Raw genomic sequence first — 22,950 nt, 5'->3', positions numbered from 1 at the left:
AAGTATTTCAACCTCTTACTTCGTAATTCGTACCTCGTACTTCTTTCCTAAACTCCTTCGTTTTTATTGAAGGATACCATATTCTGCACGGTTAGCATCAGTCTATCCAACAGGAAACCAATGATACCAATGATGAACATTGCCACGATAATCTTAGCGTTGGAATCATTTGCTCCGTTTTGGAATTCCTCCCAAACAAAGAGTCCTAATCCTTGACTCTGTGCCAAAAGTTCAATCGCAATCAATACCATCCAAGCTACCGAAAGGGTAATTCGCAGTCCTGTAAAAATCAAAGGCAGAGAAGAAGGTAAAATCACTTTAAACACCTTTTGAAAAGTGCCCAGTTTTAATACTTTGGCCACGTTGATATAATCTTTGTCAACAGAGGAAACACCCATAGCTGTATTGACAAGCGTCGCCCACATAGCACAAAGACCTACACTAATAAAGGAGATAACAAAAGCATTATCAGAACTATCACCGATATACAAGGTCTTTACAATCATAAAAACCAACAGGTACCAAACTACTGGGGATACTGGTTTAAAAACTTGAATAAACCAGTTGAAAGCACTCCGCAATGACGGACTCAAACCGATAATAATTCCGATAGGTACGGCAATTAGAAGTGCCAATAGAAAGCCAGCGAACACCGTTTTGATACTTGTTAAAACAATATCTACAAACGAGGCACGACCCGTATAGACAATCGCATCTTTACCTTCGGCCACCAGTTTAGCATTCGTTTCCGCCATCTTTTCAACAAATGCCGCCTTGTCCGCAGTAATTACCTTATGGTCCGCAATCAACGATTGTAATGAACTCCATACTTGAGCTGGAGAAGGCAGCGTATTCGGTTGACAGCTACTGTCACCTGATGCGATACAAGCGCGTTCTGCATCTGCAGCTGCCTGCCCTTGCTCGGTTAGTGCCTTTTCAATCTTATACGCCGCTTCTTTATTGTAAAGGGCTTTCGAGCCTAAGTGCCATAAGCCTAAAAACAATAGTATAGAGACTATGGTGATTCCTGTTTTCTTTAAGGAGGAGATGATATCTCCCTTCTGAAACTTCGAGGTAAACTTTGCTACCAAGGGCTTTAAAAATGCAAGCCCCTGCCCTTCTTTTTTTAATATGATTTCTTGATCCATGCTACTTGTCTTTGCTTCGATTTCGATTTGTTTACTGGATGTCTTTATCGTCTTTATTTCCTATGGAAAAACTATTGATATATCCAATAGGGTCTTTCGCATCATAGGTCGTGCCGTCGATAAAATCTGCTGTGGCAGGCTTGTACCCATCTGTCGCCGGAATATCGGTTGCAGGAATCTGCCCCTCGGCCACTAATAAGTCTGCCGCTTTTTTCCAGATATCTGGGCGATAAATGTCTTTAATGGTTTCACCGTACCAAGCTGCTGTTTTTGTCTCAGGAATTTGCCCCCATCTCCGCATCTGCGTCAAAAACCAAATACCGTCAGAGTAGAAAGGATAGGTGGCATTGTACTTATAGAAAACATTGAAATCAGGCATCTCACGCTTATCACCTTTTTCGAATTCAAAAGTTCCTGTCATGGAGTTTGCCAATACTTCTTCAGGAGCACCAACATATTGAGACATAGAAAGAATCTTTACTGCCTCTGCTCTATTCGTAGGCTCATCCAACCATTTACCCGCACGAATCAAAGCTTTGGTAACCGCAATCGCCGTGTTCGGATTGTCATCAACAAACTTCTTAGTCATCACGAAAACTTTCTCTGGATTATTTTTCCAGATATCATAGTTCGTAGTTACGGGAACACCAATCCCTTTAAATACGGCTTGTTGGTTCCAAGGCTCACCTACACAATACCCGTAGATAGTTCCAGATTCCAAGGTAGCTGGCATCTGAGGTGGAGGTGTAACTGAAAGTAAAACCTCGGCATCGATTTGTCCTTGTACATTATCAGCGGTGTACATACCAGGGTGAATTCCAGCCGCAGCTAACCAATAGCGTATTTCGTAGTTGTGTGTTGAAACAGGAAATACCATTCCCATTTTAAAAGGCTTACCGCTATTCTTGTAATCAGTGATTACAGGTTTTAAAGCATCCGCTTTAATAGGATGAATTGGTTTACCATCTTCCCCTTTGGGAACATTCGGTTTCATTTTAGACCAAACATCGTTGGAAACTGTGATGCCGTTTCCGTTTAAATCCATAGAGAAAGGAGTAACTAATTGTGCTTGTCTTCCGAAACCTGCCCCTGCTGCTATCGGCTGTCCGGCCAACATGTGCGAACCATCCAATTGTCCGTCAATCACCCGGTCCAATACATTCTTCCAATTCGACTGCGCTTCCACGGAAACAAAAAGTCCTTCATCCTCAAAAAAGCCTTTTTCTTTCGCAATGGCCAACGGCGCCATATCCGTTAATTTGATAAAACCGAAAGTGAGTTGTGGTTTTTCAATATCCAATTGTTTTGTTTTAGAAGTAACTGCCTCCGTTGCTGCTTGAGCAGTTTCTTTTTTTGCTTCCTTTCCTCCACAGGCTACCATTAGCAATGCTACCGATAGAAAGAAGGATTTTTTCAAAATTGATTTCATATTCAACACGATTTATTTAGTTATACATCTTCTCGACGATTCAAAAATACGTACTAATACGTATTTATACGTATTCTCAACACTTATTATCGACCTATATACGTATTTTTATGAGGATGGAATAAAGTGTTCTCCGAAAATTGAGAATTGTGAAAAAAGAGATACTGAAATTGAAGAATTCAAAAAATTGTAATAAGGAAAAAGGATGAGTTACCTAGTCCTATATAATAAGGTATACCTATAAACTAGAATGAAGTACGCGCTGCACTTCTTCTTCAAAAAAGGAAGGATGCTCGGCCACAACATTGCCGATAACGATAATACCCGGTTTAGAAATGTCAATGGTATTACTATACATATCTATAGCACCTAAGGTAGAAACGGCACAACATTCGTTTTGTAAAGTGCCATTTTGAATTACAGCAATAGGTGTTTCAAAACTCCTGTATTTACTTACCTCATCAGCAATTTCTTGTAATTTTCGAACACCCATTAAAACAACCATCGTAGCAGACGACTGTGAAGCATATTTCAAATCTTCGGAAAAAGAACCATCCCTTTTCGTGGCAGTCATTACCCAAAAACTACTGCTTACACCACGACGGGTCATCGGTATTCCTTGACTAGCCGGAACGGATAATGCACTGGATATTCCTGGTACTACTGATACAGGAATTCCAAAAGATTCTACATACTCAATCTCTTCATGCGCTCTTCCGAAGACAAAAGGGTCTCCTCCTTTTAGGCGAACCAGGTGTCCATATTTGAAGGCATTTTCCACAATTAAGATATTGATATCATTTTGTTTAAAGGAATGCTGAGTACAACGTTTTCCTACGTATATTTTCGGTATGGAATCATCAACTTGTGAAAGCAGTTCCTTACTTACCAGAGCATCGTAAAGTATTACATCGGCAGATTTTAATAATCTTAAACCTCTAACAGTTATAAGGTCTTCGCTTCCAGGCCCTGCACCAACCAAACTGACTTTTAGTCTTTTATCCGCTTTCATACTTGACATAATTTTTGAATTAGATTATCAAATCCATAACAAGAGTACGTATTTTTTTTCATATAATTATATTAAAAATACGTATTTATACTTAATTTTGATTTTTAAATCGAAGCACATGCAAACTATTATAGTCGTTGGAAACGGGATGGTAGGTTATAAATTCTGTGAGAAATTTGTAGCACAAGCAGATACCAAAAAATACAAGCTCATCGTTTTCGGCGAAGAACCACGAGTCGCCTATGACCGCGTTCACCTCAGTGAATTTTTTGAAGATGGTGATGCCGAGCGTTTAAGTTTGGCACCCAGAAGCTGGTATCAAGAGAATACCATTGAACTCTATACCAACGAACGCGTTTCTGAAATCAATAGAGCCACTAAAACAATTTCCACTTCAAAAAACAGAACCTTTTCGTATGACCATTTGGTATTGGCTACAGGGTCCGTTCCTTTTGTACCGCCCATACGTGGTGTAGAAAAGAAAGGCGTTTTTGTATACCGTACCATTGAAGATTTGGAAGAGACTTTAGCCTATGCAAACACTGTCAAAGGTGGCAAAGCTGCCATTCTTGGTGGCGGACTTTTAGGCTTGGAAGCTGCTAAGGCGGTCATGGACATGGGTCTCGAACCCCACGTAGTAGAGTTTGCCCCAAAACTAATGCCGCGTCAATTGGATAGTAGAAGTAGTAAAGTGCTACAAGTGAAATTGGAATCGATGGGTATCAATATTCACTTGAGCAAAGCTACCAACCAGATTCTAGGAAATGGCAAAATCACCGGAATGGAATTCGGTGAAGACGATACTTTAGATGTGGATATGTTGGTTATTTCTGCAGGAATCCGTCCGCGTGACGAATTGGGGAAAAGTGCGGGGCTAGATATGGGCACACGTGGTGGTATTGTCGTCAACAACAAAATGGAAACCTCAGACCCTAATATTGTCGCCATTGGGGAGGTAGCACTATATAATCAAATGATTTATGGTTTGGTCGCTCCCGGATATGAAATGGCGCAGGTTGCCGTGGACCAAATTCTTGGAAAGGAAGAAACCAAAATGGCCGCTGAAATAGATATGTCAACCAAGCTAAAATTAATCGGTGTTGACGTCGCTAGTTTTGGAACACCATTTATGCCATCAGATAAAGGGCATTCCATCATATTTGAAAACAAAACCGAAAGTCTGTACAAACGGATTAATGTCTCTCATGACGGCAAAAAACTATTGGGAGGTATTTTGGTAGGGGAAGCCGATGATTATAATATGTTGCTTCAAATGTATCAGAATGAGATGCCTTTGCCTGAAAATCCAGAAGCACTCATTATTGGAGGTCGAGGCGAAGGAGGCGTATCCTTCGGAAGTGCCATGGATTTACCGGATACGGCAGTCGTATGTTCCTGCGAAGCGGTTACCAAAGGAGCTATTTGTTGTTCCGTTTTAGAAGACGGCAATGAGAATTTAAAGTCCGTTGCCCAAGCTACTAAAGCAGCCACTGGATGCGGAGGTTGCAAACCTATGGTTTCAGACCTGATTACTGAGAGTTTAAAAACTCTAGGAAAAACGGTAAAAGTCCAGATTTGTGAGCATTTCGAATATTCACGCCAAGAACTTTTTGATATTGTAAAATTAAGAGGTGTTCAAGATTATGATGAATTGCTGGACACGGTAGGAACGGGACATGGTTGCGAAGTTTGTAAACCTGCCGTGGCAGCAATTTTTGCCAGTATTTACAATGAGACGGCGAATAAGCAAAATACCATTCAAGATACCAATGACCGCTACCTAGCGAATATACAGCGTAATGGAACGTATTCTGTTGTACCACGAGTTGCTGGCGGAGAAATCACACCCAAACAACTTATGGCGATGGGTAGAATCGCCCAGAAATATGATTTATATACCAAAATTACGGGTGGCCAACGTATTGATATGTTCGGCGCAAAGTTACATGAGCTTCCCCTAATTTGGGAAGAACTCATCAAAGAAGGTTTTGAAACCGGACAGGCATATGGAAAATCCCTTCGTACCGTCAAAAGTTGTGTTGGCTCCACTTGGTGCCGCTACGGAATGGATGAAAGTGTAAGCTTTGCTGTCGAAATCGAAAACCGTTACAAAGGTATTCGTTCACCGCATAAATTTAAAGGAGGCGTATCCGGTTGTATTCGCGAATGTGCCGAAGCCAGAGGTAAAGATTTTGGTTTTATCGCCGTAGAGGGCGGTTGGAATGTATACGTCGGTGGAAATGGCGGAGCAAACCCGAAGCATGCGATACTGCTTGCTGAAAAAGTTGACAAAGAGACCGCCATAAAATATGTTGACCGTTTTATAATGTTCTATATCAAAACAGCACTACCCTTACAGCGAACCGCACCATGGTTGGAAAAATTAGAGGGAGGCATTACCTATTTGCAAAATGTGGTTATCAATGATTCCCTTGGAATTGTCGAGGAACTCGATGCCGAAATGCAAGCCTTGGTAGACTCGTACAAATGCGAATGGAAAGAAGCCGTAGAAACTCCCGAAATACGGGAACGTTACACCCACTTTGTGAACTCCGAGGAAACGGATGACAATATTGAGTTTGTTTCCCTTAGAGAGCAAAAGATGCCTAAAGAATGGGCCTAATAAAAATACAAAGGTTGAAATACGAAGTACGAAATAAAAACCAAAAGAATGACTACGTTAGGATTAAGCACATATAAAACCGTTACTGAAGAAGATGTAAAGTTCTGGTTCAAGGCAGCTAGTGTTTCGAAATTTCCGTCAAATGGCGGCGCCTGTATCAAATACAAAAACAAGCAAATTGCAATTTTCAATTTTACCCGAGAAGGTACTTGGTACGCCTGTCAAAATCTTTGTCCCCACAAAATGGAAATGGTTTTATCTCGGGGGATGATTGGAGAAGAAAATATGGAGGCCAAAGTCGCTTGTCCCCTTCACAAAAATAACTTCTCCCTAAAAACAGGAAAACACTTAAATGGAGATTTGGAAGCGATTGCCACATATCCCGTTAAAGTAAAAGATGGCTTTGTGTATGTAGGCTTTTCTGAATAGCTTTGGCCAAACTCCAATCGTATGGCAACTTCAGATAAATTACAGCGGGCATTTCAACTTTTTGATGCAGCCAATCAAGAAGATCCGCATACGGAAACCTTTCAAGGGCAACCATATCCGAAAGAATTACTGTACGCTAAACGAATGACGGAGCAGTTGAACACCTTTGCCCCAGATGCCTCTGAAGCTTTACAGCTAACAGCACGTTGTCAACATATTTGTCGCTGGGAAATCGCACGTGATTCCTACGAAATGAATCGGGAGGGGTATTTACGATGGCGGCGGGAGTTAAAGAAATTCCATGCAAAAAAAGCGACCTCACTTTTAGAAGAAGTAGGCTACTCCGAGGAGGTAATCAAGAAGGTCCAGTTTCTTTTGGAAAAGAAACAATTAAAAAAGAACGCAGAAACCCAAACTTTGGAGGATGTCATCTGCTTGGTATTTTTAGAATATTATTTCGAACCATTCGCAGCGAAACATCCGGAAGAAAAAACTATTGACATTCTTCAAAAAACATGGCGGAAAATGTCAGACAAAGGTCAGGATGCAGCACTAAAACTAAACCTATCAGAAGATACACTTGGTTTGGTCACCAAAGCAATTTCATAGCGACAATTTATGCCAAATAGCAAACATCAAAAGGCTCTCGACACCACAACTTTCCTACGGATTCGGAAGTGGTATCTTTTGGCGTTAGCAGCTATTGCACTTACCATTGTTGTGGCGCAAATATTAATCCAAACACATTTAAATTCCCAACTTAATGATTCCCGCGTCATTAATGTTGCTGGTCGTCAGAGAGCATTCAGTCAAAAATTGGTAAAAGAAGTATTGTTGCTTAATAATGCGTCTTCCCCAAAGGAAAAACAAGAGATTATATCCGAAATTGAAAAAACCTTGTCCATTTGGAAAGCTTCTCATAAGGGACTTCAAATGGGAGATGAAGCTTTGAATCTTCCTCCCGAAAAAGATGCCGAAATCCTTGGTCTTTTTCAAGATTTAGACCCCCATCATGCAGCTATGGTAGGCGCGACTGAAAAAATACTATCCAATGAAGGAATAGCAACTATTGACTTTCTCGAACTGGAAACGATTCTCTTAGAAAATGAGCGTTCATTTTTAAGTTTGATGGACAATATTGTAAACAAATACGATGTACGTAGTAATGCCCAACTTCAAAATTTAAAACAGAAGGAATACTGGTTATTAGCCTTTTCCCTTTTGATTTTGTTGCTAGAAATGCTCTTTATTTTTAAGCCGTTATCCATACAGATTAGAAAGACCATTTCAAATCTGATGCAAAGCCAATTAGAATCCGACACCAATGCGCAAAAAATTGAGACCCTATTAACCGAAAAAGAGAAATCCCTACGAGAATTACAAGAGCTGAATTTTGTAATTGACAATGCGGCGCTATTTGCCAGTGCCCGTAAAGATGGAAGTATTGTTTTTATTAGCAAGAAATTTTTGAAACTTTTGGGACTTAAAAAAGAGCAACTAAATACTCCTCTATCGGAACTCTTAACTAGGGATGAGGGACAGCAACAATACCTGAAGGAAGTCTTAAAAAGCAACCGAAAGAACACTATTAGAAATGAGGAAATACAGATATCCACTGGCTCCGGCAATCAAATTTGGTTAGATATTTCTATCATACCCATGCACCAGGCCAGCAAAGAGCAGAGTATCTTGATTTTATGTTCAGATATTACGCAACGTAAACAAAATGCGCTAAAAGTAGAACAACTGACCAAAGAGAACTTCGAGGAGCGAATGCTACAGAAAAAATTGCAGGCGAGCCAAATTGTTGAAGGACAGGAAGAGGAGCGAAAACGAATCGCAAAAGATATCCATGACGGTATAGGACAGATGCTCACGGCCTTAAAGTTCAATATTGAATCCATTGATTTGGAAAACATTGAAAAAACAGGAGAGAAAATCTCCTATTTAAAAGACCTTACTTCTGACTTGATAAAAGGTGTTCGCACAGCAACTTTCAATTTGACACCACCTGAATTGAGTGACCATGGCATCTTTCCTGCCCTTCATAAGATGACCGTAGAACTTTCAAAACTGACGGGTAAAACTATTCTTTTCGAGAATAAAACAGATGAGCATATCCGATTCGATTCTCTTGCAGAAACCAACATGTATCGAGTTACCCAAGAAGCGGTAAATAACGCCATTAAATATGCACAAGCCAACTATATTTTAGTGACAATCAATTTTAAAGATGATATACTAAGCATCGTCATTGATGATGATGGCAAAGGATTTGACGCCTCAATTCTAGACAAAGTTCCAAAAAACAATAGTGAGGGTGGAATGGGGCTATTCTTTATGAAAGAACGAATTAGTTATATCAATGGACGCCTGTTTATCAATTCGGAAAAAGGTAAAGGCACACGGGTAACGATAAACTATAAAACCATAGATTCTAACCTCCTAGAGAGTGAAAATTAAAAGAAGTAATAAAAAAGAAGAATTCCATGGAGCGTAACGAACTATATCCCGTTTTTCTCAAAGTATCACAGCTGAACATTTTAATCGTGGGAGGTGGCAATGTTGCGGAAGAAAAACTGACCTTCTTGTTGAAATCGAGTCCAAATGCAAAGGTCGAAATGGTCTCACCCACATTTCGAGAGAGAACTAAAGCACTTGCCGAAAAATTCGGAATCAAAATGCATCTGGCAGAATATGATTCAAATTATTTGCTGGGAATGCATATGGTAATCGCAACAACAGATAACATTCCGGTTAATGAACAAGTTTATCATGATTGCAGAACTCAGAATATTTTGGTAAATGTAGCGGACAACCCTCCCTATTGTGACTTTTATATGGGTGGTATCGTGACTAAGGGCAATGTAAAATTCGCGATTTCCACCAATGGGAAGTCCCCCACTACTGCGAAACGTTTGCGACAGTTTTTTGAAGATGTGATTCCTGAAAATATTGATGATTTGGTAAAAAACCTCAACGAATTTAGGAAGACCATCAAGGGAGACTTTGAAGAAAAGGTGGAAACACTAAATGAATTTACCAAAGGTTTGGTTGAAAAGAAAATGAAGGATGAAAATTAGAATAAGAGGAAATTCCATACGCTATAGACTTACCAAATCAGAAGTGGAGACCTTCTGTAATACTGGTCGTTTAGAAGAAACTACAGATTTTGGCAATACGATATTCACCTATGCTCTAGAAGCAAAGGAAGGAATTGATACCCTAGCCGCTCAATTTCGGGACCAAACTATAACCCTCTTTTTAGAAACAGGAATGAGCAAAATTTGGTTTGAATCCAATCAAATTGGTTTTAGTCGTAGCGTAAGAGGACTAAACGGTTCAGAGCTCAAACTTTTAATCGAAAAGGATTTTGTCTGTATGGATGAGCGCGAAGAAGACCAATCGGATAACTATCCGAATCCGAAAATGAGGTGAACTCTCCTTTTTAAAAACTTTCAAAAAAAAGTGAACCGTATCTACGATTCACTTTCTCATTCAGTCGGGATGACAGACTGAAAACATTCAATCTATCACATTGACTTTCAATATTTTACCCTGCTTGTTTAAAGCTGTACACCGTATTGCCATTTTTAAACTAATTAGACGCAAATGATGTAATTCTTTATTAAATAAAGTTAATAAAACAAATTGTCAAAATCAATTCTTATCAAATAGTAATTTCTGAGTTCAACTAGTCTCGTACAACCTGGTTTCTTAGGTTGTTTCTTCATTACCGATAATACTTCAAGTTTTTTTAAGTTCTGCAGACTGTAGCACCTCAGTAGTTAATGTGTTTTCTATTTTGTAGATGTGATGAAGGAACCGCATTTACAAAAGAATCCCAATTGACCTTAACAATTGGTTATTCTCCTAATTAAAATGGCCAATTAATACTCTCTTCAATTTCTTCAATCGAATATCCACCATCAATATCCCCAACTACATTGTGCTTAATATGGTTGTTGTCGAGAAATGTTGAAATTCTCTGTAGGTGCTCAAAGGAGCCTTTTATCTCGATTTTATACATAAACGAAATGGTTAGCTAAGTTGCACAAATATTAGCGATATAATGTAAAATGCCCAACAAACTCGCGATCGTCATTTTCACCATGAAGTTTTATGACATACCAATAATCACCTGTAGGCAATTCGCTGTTCTTATAGAGCCCATCCCATCCATTTCTATTGACTACATCATCTGCCACTACCCTACCATAGCGGTCGTAAATTTTGACTACAATTTCAGGCCAGCCTTCAGTATTTTCAGGCAACCAGCGATCATTCTGTCCATCGCCATCTGGGGTAAAGAAGTTAGGTATTTCAATGTCTATAAACTCCATTTCTATATTGGCCATTGCCTCGCAACCATTTTGATCTATAACTCTGACCACATAAGTACCACTTCTATTGATATGGTAAGTATTATCGGAGCCATTATTGTAATCGTTAAAATAGAACGTATAAGCTGGTTCACCACCATCGGCAATAGCCGTAATTTCATTCAGATTATTTTGTTCCAACATCAAAGTAAGCGGATCAAAGGCCTGTATTTCAAATGGAATATCTATTGGACAACCCCCTGAATGCTGTATTCTCAGATAATGTGAACCTGGAGCAATATTTCTAAAGTCTGGTGTTAATTGCAAATCATTTGGATCTGTTGAGTCCAAAGCATAAAGAACATCTCCTATAATATTTGGGTCTTCGAAGGTAATATTGATATAATTTTCAGGAATATTACCAGTACACTCGTAAATTGGCTCTACAATAGCATTCAAGTTAACGCCTGGTTCAATAGTGACACCTAAATCAACTGGACAACCATTAGCATCTTCAACGAAGATGATATAAGCTCCTGCAGCCATATCAGGAAAGGTAAGCCTATCTCGAATAAAACTAGATTCTGTACTTAGTCGTGTACTGTATGGTGCTGTTCCACCGGAGATATCAAGTGTAATAGAACCGTCCATATCACCTTCACAGGTCTCGGGGGTCGTTTCAATATTAATCATCATCTCAGTAGCAGGTTCAATAGGATATTCTCGAACAAAGAAACAACCATTACTGTCTTGCGCTATAATAGTATATACACCTGGGGCTAAATCTTCAAAACGATACTGCCCAGTAGGAAGCCCTTGTTCAGGGTCTTCGTTAAAGAATTGATCAAGGTTCGGAGAAATTGAATATTGGTAGCCGCCTCCGCCACCTGATAACATTAGCGTAATTGAACCATCTTGCTCATCAACACAAGTTTCTGGTGTAACCTCACTATTATAAATCAAGGGTTCTGGGTTTGAAATACTTACAAGTTCTTCGTCCGGGGGACATCCACCTTCGCTAGTTACCCTTACCGTATATTCCCCTGGGGCTAAATCTTCAAAAACAACTTTCCTAAAGTCTATTTGACTTTGTACAACGGTTCCTCCTAAAATCAAATCAAAGGTATATTCGCCAATGCCTCCAATAGCCGAAGCATAAATAGAAGCCGTCATATCGTCAGCACAGCTAACGGATGTACTTGCAAAATCAATAGTTAATTGCACCGGTGGAATTTCTGGAACTACCACGGGTACTTGGCCTAAGGTTTCACAATTATTGGCATCTGTTATACGAACCCTATACGTTCCTGCATCACTTACGGAAAACACATTGTTTGATTGAAACGCGGTTACAATGTTTCCTGAATCATCTTCTAACTGATATAAGTAAGGTGCTGTACCACCTGCGGCAGTTGCGGTAACTATCGCTGGGCTATCACAGGTCATGGCGGTTGTTAGAGCAACTTCGGCCAAAAGCTGATCAGGACCATCCAAGAAAATAATGGCCGTAGTATCGCTACATCCCATATCATCGGTTACTGTAATACTATAATATCCTTCACCAAGGAAGTTGAATTCATTGCTTTGTTGTGGAACGCTGGGGGTAAACTCTATAGAGGTTCCAGTTTCATCATAATAATTTATAAAATAGTTAAACTCTCCTGAACCACCTGTAGCATTCGCCACAATGATGCCATCGGGGTCATCGAAACAAACTGGCGGTGTGCCAGTAGCCGATGCATCTATGTCAGGGGTAAGGGCAACATTTCCAGTTCCATTCCAAGGGCAACCTTGCGAATCAACAACAAGAATGGTATACCCGCCTGCAGGTAATCTAGTAAACACATGAGCAAAAACATCGGATACGACAATCGGTGAACCAGAAGAAGGCGTCAATGTAATATCATAAGGTGCGTATCCTCCTTCAGGAACCACACTAATTTCGCCCATATCATTGGGACAACCTGAGGCCAATAAGTCTTCTGTTACCGCTGTAAGAGGTTCTATGGGTGATTGTATTGTAGCTACTAAAGTCTCTTTTACTTCACAATATGGATAATCGGTAGGAGTTACGCTTACATAATAGTTACCTGCTGGCATGTTAGAAATCAATAACGGATGTAAAGTTTCACCTGTACTACTTACACCTGCTGTAGTACCATCCTCATTGAATACCTCATAGTCATAAGCTCCGGCGTAGCCAGTAAAGGTAACCTCCAATGTACCATTGGTATCACCAAAACATGTGATTGGGGTGGTCGCTGTTAGGGCAATATCCCATTGCGGCCTAGGATCAATCTCATATCCTATTAACTCATAACACCCAGTTACATTATCCGTTACTTTAATGTTGTAAGTCCCCGGATCCGTCAAATTAAAGGTTGCAGTACTTGATGTCAGATTCGCTTGTATCTCGCCTTTCTCCAACAGTTCAAATGTAAGATCGGTAGGTGTTGAATGTCCAGTAGAAGTTACCGAAATTTCCTGTCCGGTTGGGCAATCTGCAAAACCTTCTGTAACAGAAAGTGTAATAACTGGCAAAGGTTCAACAGTAACCGTAGGCAAAGGAAGTTCACAACCGTTATCATCTCGAATAATAAATGTGTAATCTCCCGATACCGTTACGGAATGGCTAAAAGAAGTACCTGAAATGGGAAAATAGTTTGTACCATCAACGGAATAGAAATAGTCGGAAGTTCCACCACTTATATTCGCAACGTCGATTGTGGCAACGTTTACCAAATTATTTACATCACAAGTAAATGGATTTACGACCGGATTATCCGCTGTTAAAGGGTTAGGTTCTACTATCTCCACTTGGTCGGTAGCAATACAATCACGACCAGAGGTGACGGTGATGTTGTATACTCCCGGTGCTAAATTGGTGAATAATGCAGTATCTTGATTTACGGGTGCTGAACCGAGGGTAGTATTTTCAATGGTATAGGAATAAATAGGATTATCATTAACTCCAACGCTTGAAGGTTCCAAATTGATGGTAATTGTTCCATCAGAAGCTCCGGTGCAACTGATATCTGTCCAATCTGTGGGCAATAGGGTAACTGGAGTAGGGATTTCTAAAGATACCGGGGCATCTGCAAAACATGACGATGGCGTTAAAGGAGTATCTGTAACTCGAACAATATAGTCTCCAGAACCTACACCTACAAATTGGTTTCCTGTTGGTGTTAGTCCTGTATCCGTTAATGTTCCAGCGTTTAATAGTGTTACCATGTTACTAGCATCGCCTCCTGTAATTGTAAATTCAATTACTCCGTCATTAGTGGTGCAAGTTGGTTGTGTCACAACTAAAGTACTTATTAACAACTCTGGATCAATGATTATATTCTCAGTTTCACCACAATTATTGGCATCTCGGATAACTACGATATGTGACCCAGAACGCTGATTGGAATAGGTATGTGGAAAACTACCAATACTCTCGAAAGCGCCACCATCTATACTCATCGTGTAGGGTGCGATACCGAAGTTAACGGCATCTAAAGAAACAATAATATCAAAAGCACCTTCTGCTGCACACTCATCATCGATTGCCAAGGCAATATCTGGTATGGTATCCGTATCTACCGTAATTTCAAGCGGTAGGGCAATAACACAATTGTTGGCATCACGAACATAGATGTCCCAATCAAGACCAGTAGTTGGATCCAATTCGACAGTATTGTCAAATGGGTAAGCACCTGGGTCACCGGCTCCACGTACAGAAACTCCATATGAATAAGGAGCTGTACCACCAGTAGCTTGAACGGTAACTATAGCGTTGGCTTCATTACAATTGGCATTTACATTGCTTACCAATTGTAAGGATAAAGGTTCTGGCGCATCAACGGTAACTTGATTTGATATGCCGTCACATTCAGGGAATGCGGTCTCTGATATTTGTACTGAATAGATTCCGGCATCTACTGTAGTGGAGACGGTGAAGACATACGGGTCGCTAGTGGCATTATCGGAGTCTGCGGTTCCAGCAATAGCATTTCCTGAAGCATCAAGTACCTCATAATCAAACGTTCCTGTATAGCCTGTGATGGTTACTTCTATTGTGCCATCAGTACTATCACTACACAAAGCTTCAGAGGCTACTGTTGCGGTGACCTCAATAACATCATATGGCGCAATAATATGTTCTACTGTTACAGAGCAATTTGTAGTGGTATCCAAAACTTCATAGACATAAGTCCCTGGTTGATTCAAAATAATAGCGTTTGGATCCGCTACAGTTGCACCACTCGGCAACTCGGTGTAGGTATAGTTACCTGAACCATCGATGGCATTAATTGAAATTACCTGTTGATTATCTGCACAATCAATTGGTGCATCGGCGGTAATCGTTGCCGTTACATCTTGACGGATTGGAATCGATACCACTTCAGTATCTAGACATCCGTTAGCGTCACGCACTACCACGTTGATATCAGGAGAGCCAAAAGGTACTTGATAGGTATTTGTTGGCTGAAAATTTACGCCATTGTCAAAACTATACGCGTAAGGCGCAGTACCAGAAGGGTTTCCTGGAGTAGTTTCATTGATTGTTACCGTAATTGTACTAGCATCATCATCACAACTGAAGTCCGAACGATTTGCGCTTATATCTAACTGAGTTGGTTCTGCAATGTCAATTGTATCGGTATCTTGACATCCCTTATCGGAAATTACGGTAATAGTATAGGTACCGGCTGCTAAGCCATTGAAAACATTTGATGTTTGTGTTGTAGTACCGCCATCACGGCTATATGAATATGGTGTATCGATATTACCCGCTAAAAGGTTTACTGTTATGGTACCATCACTACCCCCAAAACAACTGACCGGTGTTGGTGTTAAAGTAAAGGTTGGAATAGCTGGTGTAGGTATGGTTATGGTAACTTGTTCCGAACAGTTTGTTGTCGTATCTCTCGCTTCGAAAGTATAGGCGATGGAATGTGTCAGCCCAGTAAAAATTCCAGTTGTGTTTGTTGCGCCGGCTGGAGTAATCTGACTAAAAGAATAGTTGCCTGAACCACCATTTGCAAAAACGGAAACCTCACCCGAATTGGCAGGGTCACAATTCTCACCTGCTGTTATGTTTGCATAAATAGTTAGCGGAGGATAAATCGTGAAGTTTTCTATTTCACCACACCCATTCAAATCCAAAATTTCAATAGAATGAGGACCTGAGCTTAAATTAGAAATCGTCATGGTATCTCCTGCATTAACCAAAGCAGGTGCTGCTTGGGGAGCGCCGCCATCAACACGAATGGCATGTGGCACAATACCAGCAACATCCAAAGTAATAACCGAACTAAAGGCTCCTTCATCTGCTGTACACTCGTTGGGAACTACTACTGAAATTTCAGGTTCTGGATCTGTTGGCACGAGTACTGGAGCTGGTTGAATACAACCAAAAGCATCTTTTACATAAACGATATAGTTCCCTCCTTCAACATTGAAAACATTAGTAGAAGATCCGGCCCAAGTAAGTTGGGTAGGTGCCGTATCAGTACTCAGGGCAATTTGAAATTCATAAGGTGCCCGACCAAATTGGCCGCTTGCAGATACCTCACCGGCATTAAGATTACAATTATCGTTTTTTACCAAATTGGCATTGGCAACTAGCTGTACTGAAGCCTCCTCTATCGTAAATTGTTCAGAAGCTACGGAGCAACCTGGGAATGCACCATTTAGTTCGGTAAATAAGATGTAATATACGCCCGGAAGTAAAGGACCCGCGTTTGAGATTTGAACCCCCGTTCCCGGGGCGGGAGGGTTTACCGAAATATTTGGATTTCCCAGACCTGTAGAAATATTGGATTGCGCATTGAATATTTCATAAGAAACACCCGTAGCTCCGGAATCATAATTGTCAAACGTGAAACTAACCGAGCCATCGGCACTACCTTTACAACTAACATTATTTACGGCATCTAAAGTTGAAGTTAAGTTTGATGGAGAATCGATAGGGGCGTCCGCAGTTTCAAAATAATAGCACCTAGTAGCATTATCAAAAACTACAAATGTATAGGTCGTTCCCGGTACTAATCCCGTAAAAGTTGCCGTATCACCATTGACCACGTCGGGGCCTTGGTAGTTATTCGAATACGGCGGTGAAAAATACTCTAGAATGGCAAACTCATAATCATTGCTTGAAAATGCCGAGGATACCGATACAATTGCTGTCCCGCCTACGGAACAGTCTGTCGTCACCGTACTCACATCAATATCCAGATCGTCTGGTGGAGAGGCAATAATTTCATTACTGGTTACCGTACAACCGTTGGCATCAATAATTTCAACATGATAGATACCAAAATTTAAAATAGTAAAAGTATGGTCACGACTGCCAGGAGAAGTAGTATAGGTCTGTGTCGGCATACCATTATTTGCCGTTAGATAATAGGTATATTCAACTGTTCCACCTGCGACATTGGTAACCGATATTGAACCGGGAATGGTGTTATTTGTAGGATCTGTGCCAGCTGCATCGCATTGAATATCTGTTAAGGCAATTGCGTATGTAATTACATCTGGTTCCGTAATTACAATTACGTCCATATCTGTACATGCGTTCGAATCGGTAATAGTTACTTCGTAAGTTCCGGCCGGAAGACCAGAAGTTTGTGTACCATAATTGGTAGCTGTTGTTGTATTAACTACTGCAATGGTAAAAGGAGCAACACCTTGTGAGGGATCTAAGTTGACTTGGATCGTTGCCCCAGCATCGCCGTTACATAATATATCGGTGGTTTGAACCAAAGAGGTAATCACCGGGTTAAGAATCGGTGCAACAGTAGCTTGGGTTATTACGGCACATCCACTATTATCGGTAATTCTGAAGTCATACGTTCCATCGACCGCTGTACTATAGCTAAAGTTACTACCAACAATTGCAACAGGCGCTCCCCAACTGCCACCTCCATCTGAACTGACTTCGTAAGTCGCATATGGCGTATACCCATTTGAAATGGTTACATCTATTATAGCATCGGGCGAAGCAGAACAGTCCAAAGCTTTTGTGACAACCGCCGAAGCTGTTAAATGCGGGTTTATAGTTTCCGTAAGTATATTCGATACACATCCATACGCGTCTATAACTTGAATAGTATAGGTTTTTGGTATCAAGTTTGAAATTGTAAACGGATTACCAATCGCCGTTATGGGATTACCACCATCTATCCGATATGAATATGGAGCTATGCCATCTGTAACGTTAATTACCAATGAAGCCTGATCCGTGCCATCATAACAAAAATCAGATGTTGGGTCCAAGGCGATAGTTGGTGCATCGGCAGGGTCAATGGTTATAGGTTTATCAACGACACATCCGCCTGAATCACGCACATAGATAGTGTAAGAGCCAGCAGGTACATTGGTAAATACGTTGTTACTTTGATAAGCATAAACCAAGGCAGGACCAACCGTATTTTCAAGTTGGTATTCATAACCACCCCACCCACCAATTGGAGTGACCGTGATTGTTGCATTCTCAATACAAGTAACAGGTGTATTGGTAAAGGTAAAGTCTAACGCAGTAGCCGGTTCGTTAATAGTAGTTACAGTCGTCGCCGTACAATTGGTAGTGTCATCGGTAATGGTAACCGTATAGGTATCGGCAGGCAGACTTCCTACGGCGATTGCTGTTGTTACATTGATATTATTTTGACTTTGTACCACAGATGCACCACTGTTTTCCACGATGTAACTGTAAGTAGAGGCAAAATCACTTACGGTGAATGAGAATTCACCATCCCCCGTACCAACACAACTTACGTTACTCGTTAATTGTGATAAGACAGAAACTTCTGGAATGTCAACAACAGTATAATTTTGTTCAATTTCACAAGCTCTTGAATCGATAACATGAAACGTATAGGTACCTGCCGTAAGACCTGTGAATACACCGGTAGATGCACCGGTTGTATTCGAAGTTGCCGATGCTGGAGCGGTAATTTCATAAGTAAAAGGACCAGTGCCGTCTACTACCGTGACGGTAACATCTGAAACTATTGCAGGACAGGTCGATGCTGTTGCCGTAAATGTCAACTCGCTAGGCGGATTCAATGGGTCTATTATGGTTGCCGGAGTTTGTTCCGTACAACCATTTGCATCCCTTACTGTAATAGTATATTGTCCAGCGGTAATTCCCGTACTAAATGTATCCGAAGGCTGGAAATTAACCCCGTCAATGCTAAAGGTATACCCAGGTGTTCCCCCAGAATAATTGATTACTTGAAGGATTGCTGAACTGTTATCACATCTGTAGTCTTGCAGGACATCAATGGTTCCAGGAATCAATGCATCTGGTGCTGTAAGTGTAACTTGATCCGTAAGTACGCAACCTTTTTGATCGGTTACCGTATAATTGTAGGTACCTGCAACTAGTCCCGGATAAGTTGTTTGTGCAGAGGGCGCACTTCCATCAAAAACGATTTGGTATGGTGGCGTTCCTCCTGAAATTTGTAGTTCTGCAATACCGTCTGAACTCGTGTTACATGAAGGTTCGGTAATTACCTCAATTGAGGTAGGGGCTGTATTCGCCGTAACTGATATCTGATTTGTTGTAACTGTACAACTTTCGATATCCGTAATTATAAATTCATAAATACCAGCAGTTGTAGTAAAGTAGGAAAAAGGTATACTTGGTACTGGAGTAGTTGCTTGAACCGAGTTACCATCCCTAATTACTTCATAGGTAAATGTTGGATTGCCACCAGAGATACTTATGCTTATTTCCGCATCTGGAGTTGCGGAACAATCAAGGTCCTTAACCAAATTTGCAGCCGCAGTCAAGGTGGGAAAGATTTCAATACTTTCGCTTGCCGTACAATTTTTGCTATCGATTACCTCAACGGTATAGTTGCCTGGGGCTAATCCGGAAAAAACAGGATTGGATTGGTATGCACCACCTGCAAGGCGGTACTGAAAAGGAGCTTCACCACCTGAGGTTACATTAGCCGTTAATGTTAGGCCATTTGCACTATCGTAACATAGGCTATTTGCCATTACCTCCAAAACAGGAACAACTACAGGCGTAAGCACGAAAGTTTGTGTTACCTCACAGCCACCAGTATCTGTAACCGTCACCGTGTAGTTGCCTGAAGTATCCGTTAAACCAGTAAAAGAACTTGTGGGTTGTGGTCCCACAACTGTACCAGATGGGTCTTCCAGTTCATATTGGTAGCCACCCCATCCACCGATAGCAGTAACCATTACTGAACCTGGATTGGTGCCCGTGGCGGTACAGCTAAGATCTGTTACTTCTAAGGTAGCCGTAAGAGGGGTATCGGGTACTTCAATTGTTATCGTGGTGGTTGCAGAACAGGTAGTAATATCGTCTGTAACTGTGATCGTATAAGTTTCTCCCGGTTGATTATTTAAAGGGATTACGCTGTTGGTAACTGAACTCGCCGAGGCAATCGTAGTTCCTAAACCATCGATAACAGTATAGGAGTACGTGGTTTCAAAACCATTTACGGTATACCTTAAAGCACCATCGCTAAGTCCGCTACAACTTACATTTTCAAGTAATTCTCCTACAACTCCGATTTCTGTAATAGGTAGGATGGTAAAACTTTCCTCATAAGTACAATCGTTAACATCGGTCACCTCAAAAGTATAGGTGCCAGGGGTAAGATTTTCAAAAACCGCAACATTATCAACAATGCTGTTGGAGCTTTGCACTGAAGGTGACGTTATTTGAATAGTGTAGTCAGCTGTGCCACCAACAATGGTCACAGTTACATCAGATGTAGGGTCGTTGCATGTGATCTGAGTGGATGAAAAAACTAAATCATCAGGGCTATCAACCGCAAGTATCTCAACAGAATTTGTTTCTATACTACAGCCTTGAGAATCCCTGATAAATATCGTATAAATACCGGGCTGAAGGCCTATAAATGTATCATTACCCGATTGCCATTGCGAGCCGTTTAAACTAAAGTCATACCCTGGAACACCAACGCCATAAGGAAAAGGGGTGCCCCCTCCATAATTATCGGCGCGAATGGTACCAGTTTGTGTACACGTATAGGGCAGTATTACTATGGCCTCTCCCGCCAATCCATTACTCGGCGCTGTCACAAGCATGTTTTCGGCAAAATTACATTCAGCACTTCCTTTGCGCATATTGGCTACCACGGTATATTCACCCGCAATTAACCCAGGAAAATAGCCCGAAGAATTGAAAGCGATGGCCCCAGCAAAAGAGAAGCCATCTGCGTTAGCTTCCGGTGTAGTTATGGTATCATCGAACAGGTAATACTGTATTTGATACCCATTGCTATCAATGAGATTCATTTGAATTTCTCCACTAGCGTCACCAAAACAGGCTATGTTAGTGACCGTAGCGATATCAAATTCCGCGGGCGGAACGAATTCGATATCTACCGAATTTGAAATGGTAAAACAACCAAAACGGTCGATAACTACAAAGCTATAGTTGCCTGGATCAAGAACGTCCATGATTTCCCTAGTTTGAAACTCCGAGTTAGGAATATCAGAAGGGGAATCATAGGTAGTAATTACGTTGTCTGACTCATCAACATATTTCCAAACAGCATATCTGTAAGGCGGTTTGCCTCCATCAGGGTCTACCAGAATATTACCTTCTTTACAGGTTATATGTTGTGAAACCCTTGCGTCAAAAGTCAAGGTGTTATCGGGGTCCACAACAACAGTTGTAGGAGCTGATTGTTCGCAACCGTCACTATTACGACCTACCAAAAGATAATCGCCTTGCCCCACACCTGTGAAGGTGTAGGTATTCGCTGTTTGGTTGGTTACTACGTCTATCAATGTTCCACGGCCACCATCGAGCCCATCATCTAAACGCAATTCATAGGCATAGTTCGGAGTACCGTTGGATGCTGTTACCGTAACCGTGCCTACACCATCACAATCGGCCTCTGTGGATGTTGCTTGTACTTGAAAATTACTCGTGCCAATGGCTATATCCGGGGTACTAAAAAGACATCCATTTTCTATTGGTTCACCCGTATTGGGGTTGAGTTGCATGGTCTCTATTCGATAATTACCGTCAGCCGTAATAATGAAGGCAGGGCCATTGTCTGCGCTAAAAGGAACCAATATCTGATTAGAATCAGCATTGACCAATTGAAAGCCGTAGTTGCTACCGAGATTGGTAACGGTTATATTACCCGTAGGTTCACACCCAATATCAGCTGTTTGGTATAATACCTCCAAAGAATTCTGATACACATGAAAATAGTGGTTTTCGAAAACCCCATTACCTTGATCAACCCTAAGACGATATTTACCTTCGTCATTCACAACAAAAGCATTTCCTGAGGATAATGTGCTATAGCTACACGACGGACTTCTGTTGGTACAGTCATCGCCAAAATTTGTGCAGCTGTTTACATCTAATTTTTGCCAGGCGATACTTTGCGCACCTGGATAGCTAACCGTAAGGTCGGCCACATCATTATCCCCGCAGAGAAATATTTTGGGCAATAGGCTCCCATCATTAGCACAGGTGGAAATATTTCCATCAACATTATTATTGGGATTGTTAACCAAATCAATTATCGGGTTGCTCTGAGCAATGATTGCCTGATTGGCTAGAAAGCACAATAGGACTAGTAGTATATTTTTGGTAGGTTTGGCTAGCATTTGGGGGCTAATTTTTTAATAAGCAATTTTAGCTTAGTAAGGTTATAACATTCTACAAATAGCTAATTGTCAATTACAGATTAAGCTAAAATTGAACGGTATTAACAAAAATCAAGTAAAAAAGCAAAGAATAAAATTTATTGTTGTGACCCGCCTGAATTTTGTTGTTAATGACTGATTTTTAGAGATTTGTAGGAAAAATGACCTTATTCTCACCATGGCTAATTTAACTGGGCCAAATTCACTTTTACTGAGCAAGGAAAGGGGTCTACTAACATTAGTAACAAAAGATATTCGTTTATTACTATTCAATATCTCAGGTGAGTTATTTTGAGGAGTATATGAAGTTATAGTGCTTG

The 22,950-nt window shown here is 40.8% G+C and carries 11 protein-coding genes; 6 read left to right on the top strand and 5 right to left on the bottom strand.

The genetic code is table 11. The annotated features are described in order from the left end of the window. Positions 1–47: 47 nt before the first annotated feature. From FEE95_RS09315 to cobA, 3 genes are all read right to left on the bottom strand, one after another. Positions 48–1,148, bottom strand: a complete 1,101-nt coding sequence (locus FEE95_RS09315) for an ABC transporter permease (RefSeq protein WP_138657674.1) — start codon at positions 1,146–1,148, stop codon at positions 48–50. Positions 1,149–1,179: 31 nt separating this feature from the next. Beyond that, positions 1,180–2,577 (bottom strand): CmpA/NrtA family ABC transporter substrate-binding protein, encoded by a 1,398-nt coding sequence (locus FEE95_RS09310; RefSeq protein WP_138657673.1) that lies wholly within the window; start codon positions 2,575–2,577, stop codon positions 1,180–1,182. Between the two features lie 238 nt (positions 2,578–2,815). Next, positions 2,816–3,589, bottom strand: coding sequence for a uroporphyrinogen-III C-methyltransferase (cobA, locus tag FEE95_RS09305; RefSeq protein ID WP_138657672.1), 774 nt, complete (start codon positions 3,587–3,589; stop codon positions 2,816–2,818). Positions 3,590–3,707: 118 nt separating this feature from the next. Between cobA and nirB the strand changes: the two genes are divergently transcribed. Genes nirB through FEE95_RS09275 form a run of 6 tightly spaced genes read left to right on the top strand, consistent with a single transcriptional unit; the run spans position 3,708 to position 10,079 of the window. Next, positions 3,708–6,212, top strand: coding sequence for a nitrite reductase large subunit NirB (gene nirB / locus FEE95_RS09300; protein ID WP_138657671.1), 2,505 nt, complete (start codon positions 3,708–3,710; stop codon positions 6,210–6,212). A 48-nt stretch (positions 6,213–6,260) separates the two neighbouring features. Next, on the top strand, positions 6,261–6,641 hold the full coding sequence (gene nirD, locus FEE95_RS09295; protein WP_138657670.1) for a nitrite reductase small subunit NirD: 381 nt from the start codon (positions 6,261–6,263) through the stop codon (positions 6,639–6,641). Positions 6,642–6,662: 21 nt separating this feature from the next. After that, on the top strand, positions 6,663–7,250 hold the full coding sequence (locus FEE95_RS09290) for a DUF4202 domain-containing protein (protein WP_138657669.1): 588 nt from the start codon (positions 6,663–6,665) through the stop codon (positions 7,248–7,250). 9 nt (positions 7,251–7,259) lie between these two features. Further along, complete coding sequence (locus FEE95_RS09285) at positions 7,260–9,104, top strand: ATP-binding protein (protein ID WP_138657668.1); 1,845 nt, start codon at positions 7,260–7,262, stop codon at positions 9,102–9,104. A 26-nt stretch (positions 9,105–9,130) separates the two neighbouring features. Then, a complete protein-coding gene (locus FEE95_RS09280) occupies positions 9,131–9,724 on the top strand; it encodes a precorrin-2 dehydrogenase/sirohydrochlorin ferrochelatase family protein (protein WP_138657667.1) in 594 nt (197 codons plus the stop codon). Beyond that, the gene (locus FEE95_RS09275; protein WP_138657666.1) at positions 9,714–10,079 is read left to right on the top strand and encodes a DUF7009 family protein; all 366 of its coding nucleotides are present in this window, start codon (positions 9,714–9,716) and stop codon (positions 10,077–10,079) included. Before FEE95_RS09280 ends, FEE95_RS09275 begins: the two co-directional genes overlap by 11 nt. 439 nt (positions 10,080–10,518) lie before the next feature. On the opposite strand, the gene FEE95_RS22120 is transcribed toward FEE95_RS09275, so the two are convergent. Both FEE95_RS22120 and FEE95_RS09270 read right to left on the bottom strand, forming a co-directional pair. After that, entirely contained in the window at positions 10,519–10,671 is a 153-nt protein-coding gene (locus FEE95_RS22120; protein WP_171037019.1) for a hypothetical protein, read from the bottom strand. A 31-nt stretch (positions 10,672–10,702) separates the two neighbouring features. After that, on the bottom strand, positions 10,703–22,591 hold the full coding sequence (locus FEE95_RS09270) for a T9SS type B sorting domain-containing protein (RefSeq protein ID WP_138657665.1): 11,889 nt from the start codon (positions 22,589–22,591) through the stop codon (positions 10,703–10,705). Positions 22,592–22,950 lie beyond the last annotated feature (359 nt).

The organism is Maribacter algarum (ex Zhang et al. 2020), from assembly GCF_005885635.1.
Taxonomy (GTDB): Bacteria; Bacteroidota; Bacteroidia; order Flavobacteriales; family Flavobacteriaceae; genus Maribacter_C; species Maribacter_C algarum.
Note: the sequence above shows the minus strand (reverse complement) of the source record. Positions and strands in the feature narration are given on the sequence as shown.

Bases quoted from the DNA above. Each gene is read 5' to 3' on its own strand.
- FEE95_RS09315 (WP_138657674.1), bottom strand. From the start codon at position 1,148: ATGGATCAAGAAATCATATTAAAAAAAGAAGGGCAGGGGCTTGCATTT.
- FEE95_RS09310 (WP_138657673.1), bottom strand. From the start codon at position 2,577: ATGAAATCAATTTTGAAAAAATCCTTCTTTCTATCGGTAGCATTGCTA.
- cobA (WP_138657672.1), bottom strand. From the start codon at position 3,589: ATGAAAGCGGATAAAAGACTAAAAGTCAGTTTGGTTGGTGCAGGGCCT.
- nirB (WP_138657671.1), top strand. From the start codon at position 3,708: ATGCAAACTATTATAGTCGTTGGAAACGGGATGGTAGGTTATAAATTC.
- nirD (WP_138657670.1), top strand. From the start codon at position 6,261: ATGACTACGTTAGGATTAAGCACATATAAAACCGTTACTGAAGAAGAT.
- FEE95_RS09290 (WP_138657669.1), top strand. From the start codon at position 6,663: ATGGCAACTTCAGATAAATTACAGCGGGCATTTCAACTTTTTGATGCA.
- FEE95_RS09285 (WP_138657668.1), top strand. From the start codon at position 7,260: ATGCCAAATAGCAAACATCAAAAGGCTCTCGACACCACAACTTTCCTA.
- FEE95_RS09280 (WP_138657667.1), top strand. From the start codon at position 9,131: ATGGAGCGTAACGAACTATATCCCGTTTTTCTCAAAGTATCACAGCTG.
- FEE95_RS09275 (WP_138657666.1), top strand. From the start codon at position 9,714: ATGAAAATTAGAATAAGAGGAAATTCCATACGCTATAGACTTACCAAA.
- FEE95_RS22120 (WP_171037019.1), bottom strand. From the start codon at position 10,671: ATGTATAAAATCGAGATAAAAGGCTCCTTTGAGCACCTACAGAGAATT.
- FEE95_RS09270 (WP_138657665.1), bottom strand. From the start codon at position 22,591: ATGCTAGCCAAACCTACCAAAAATATACTACTAGTCCTATTGTGCTTT.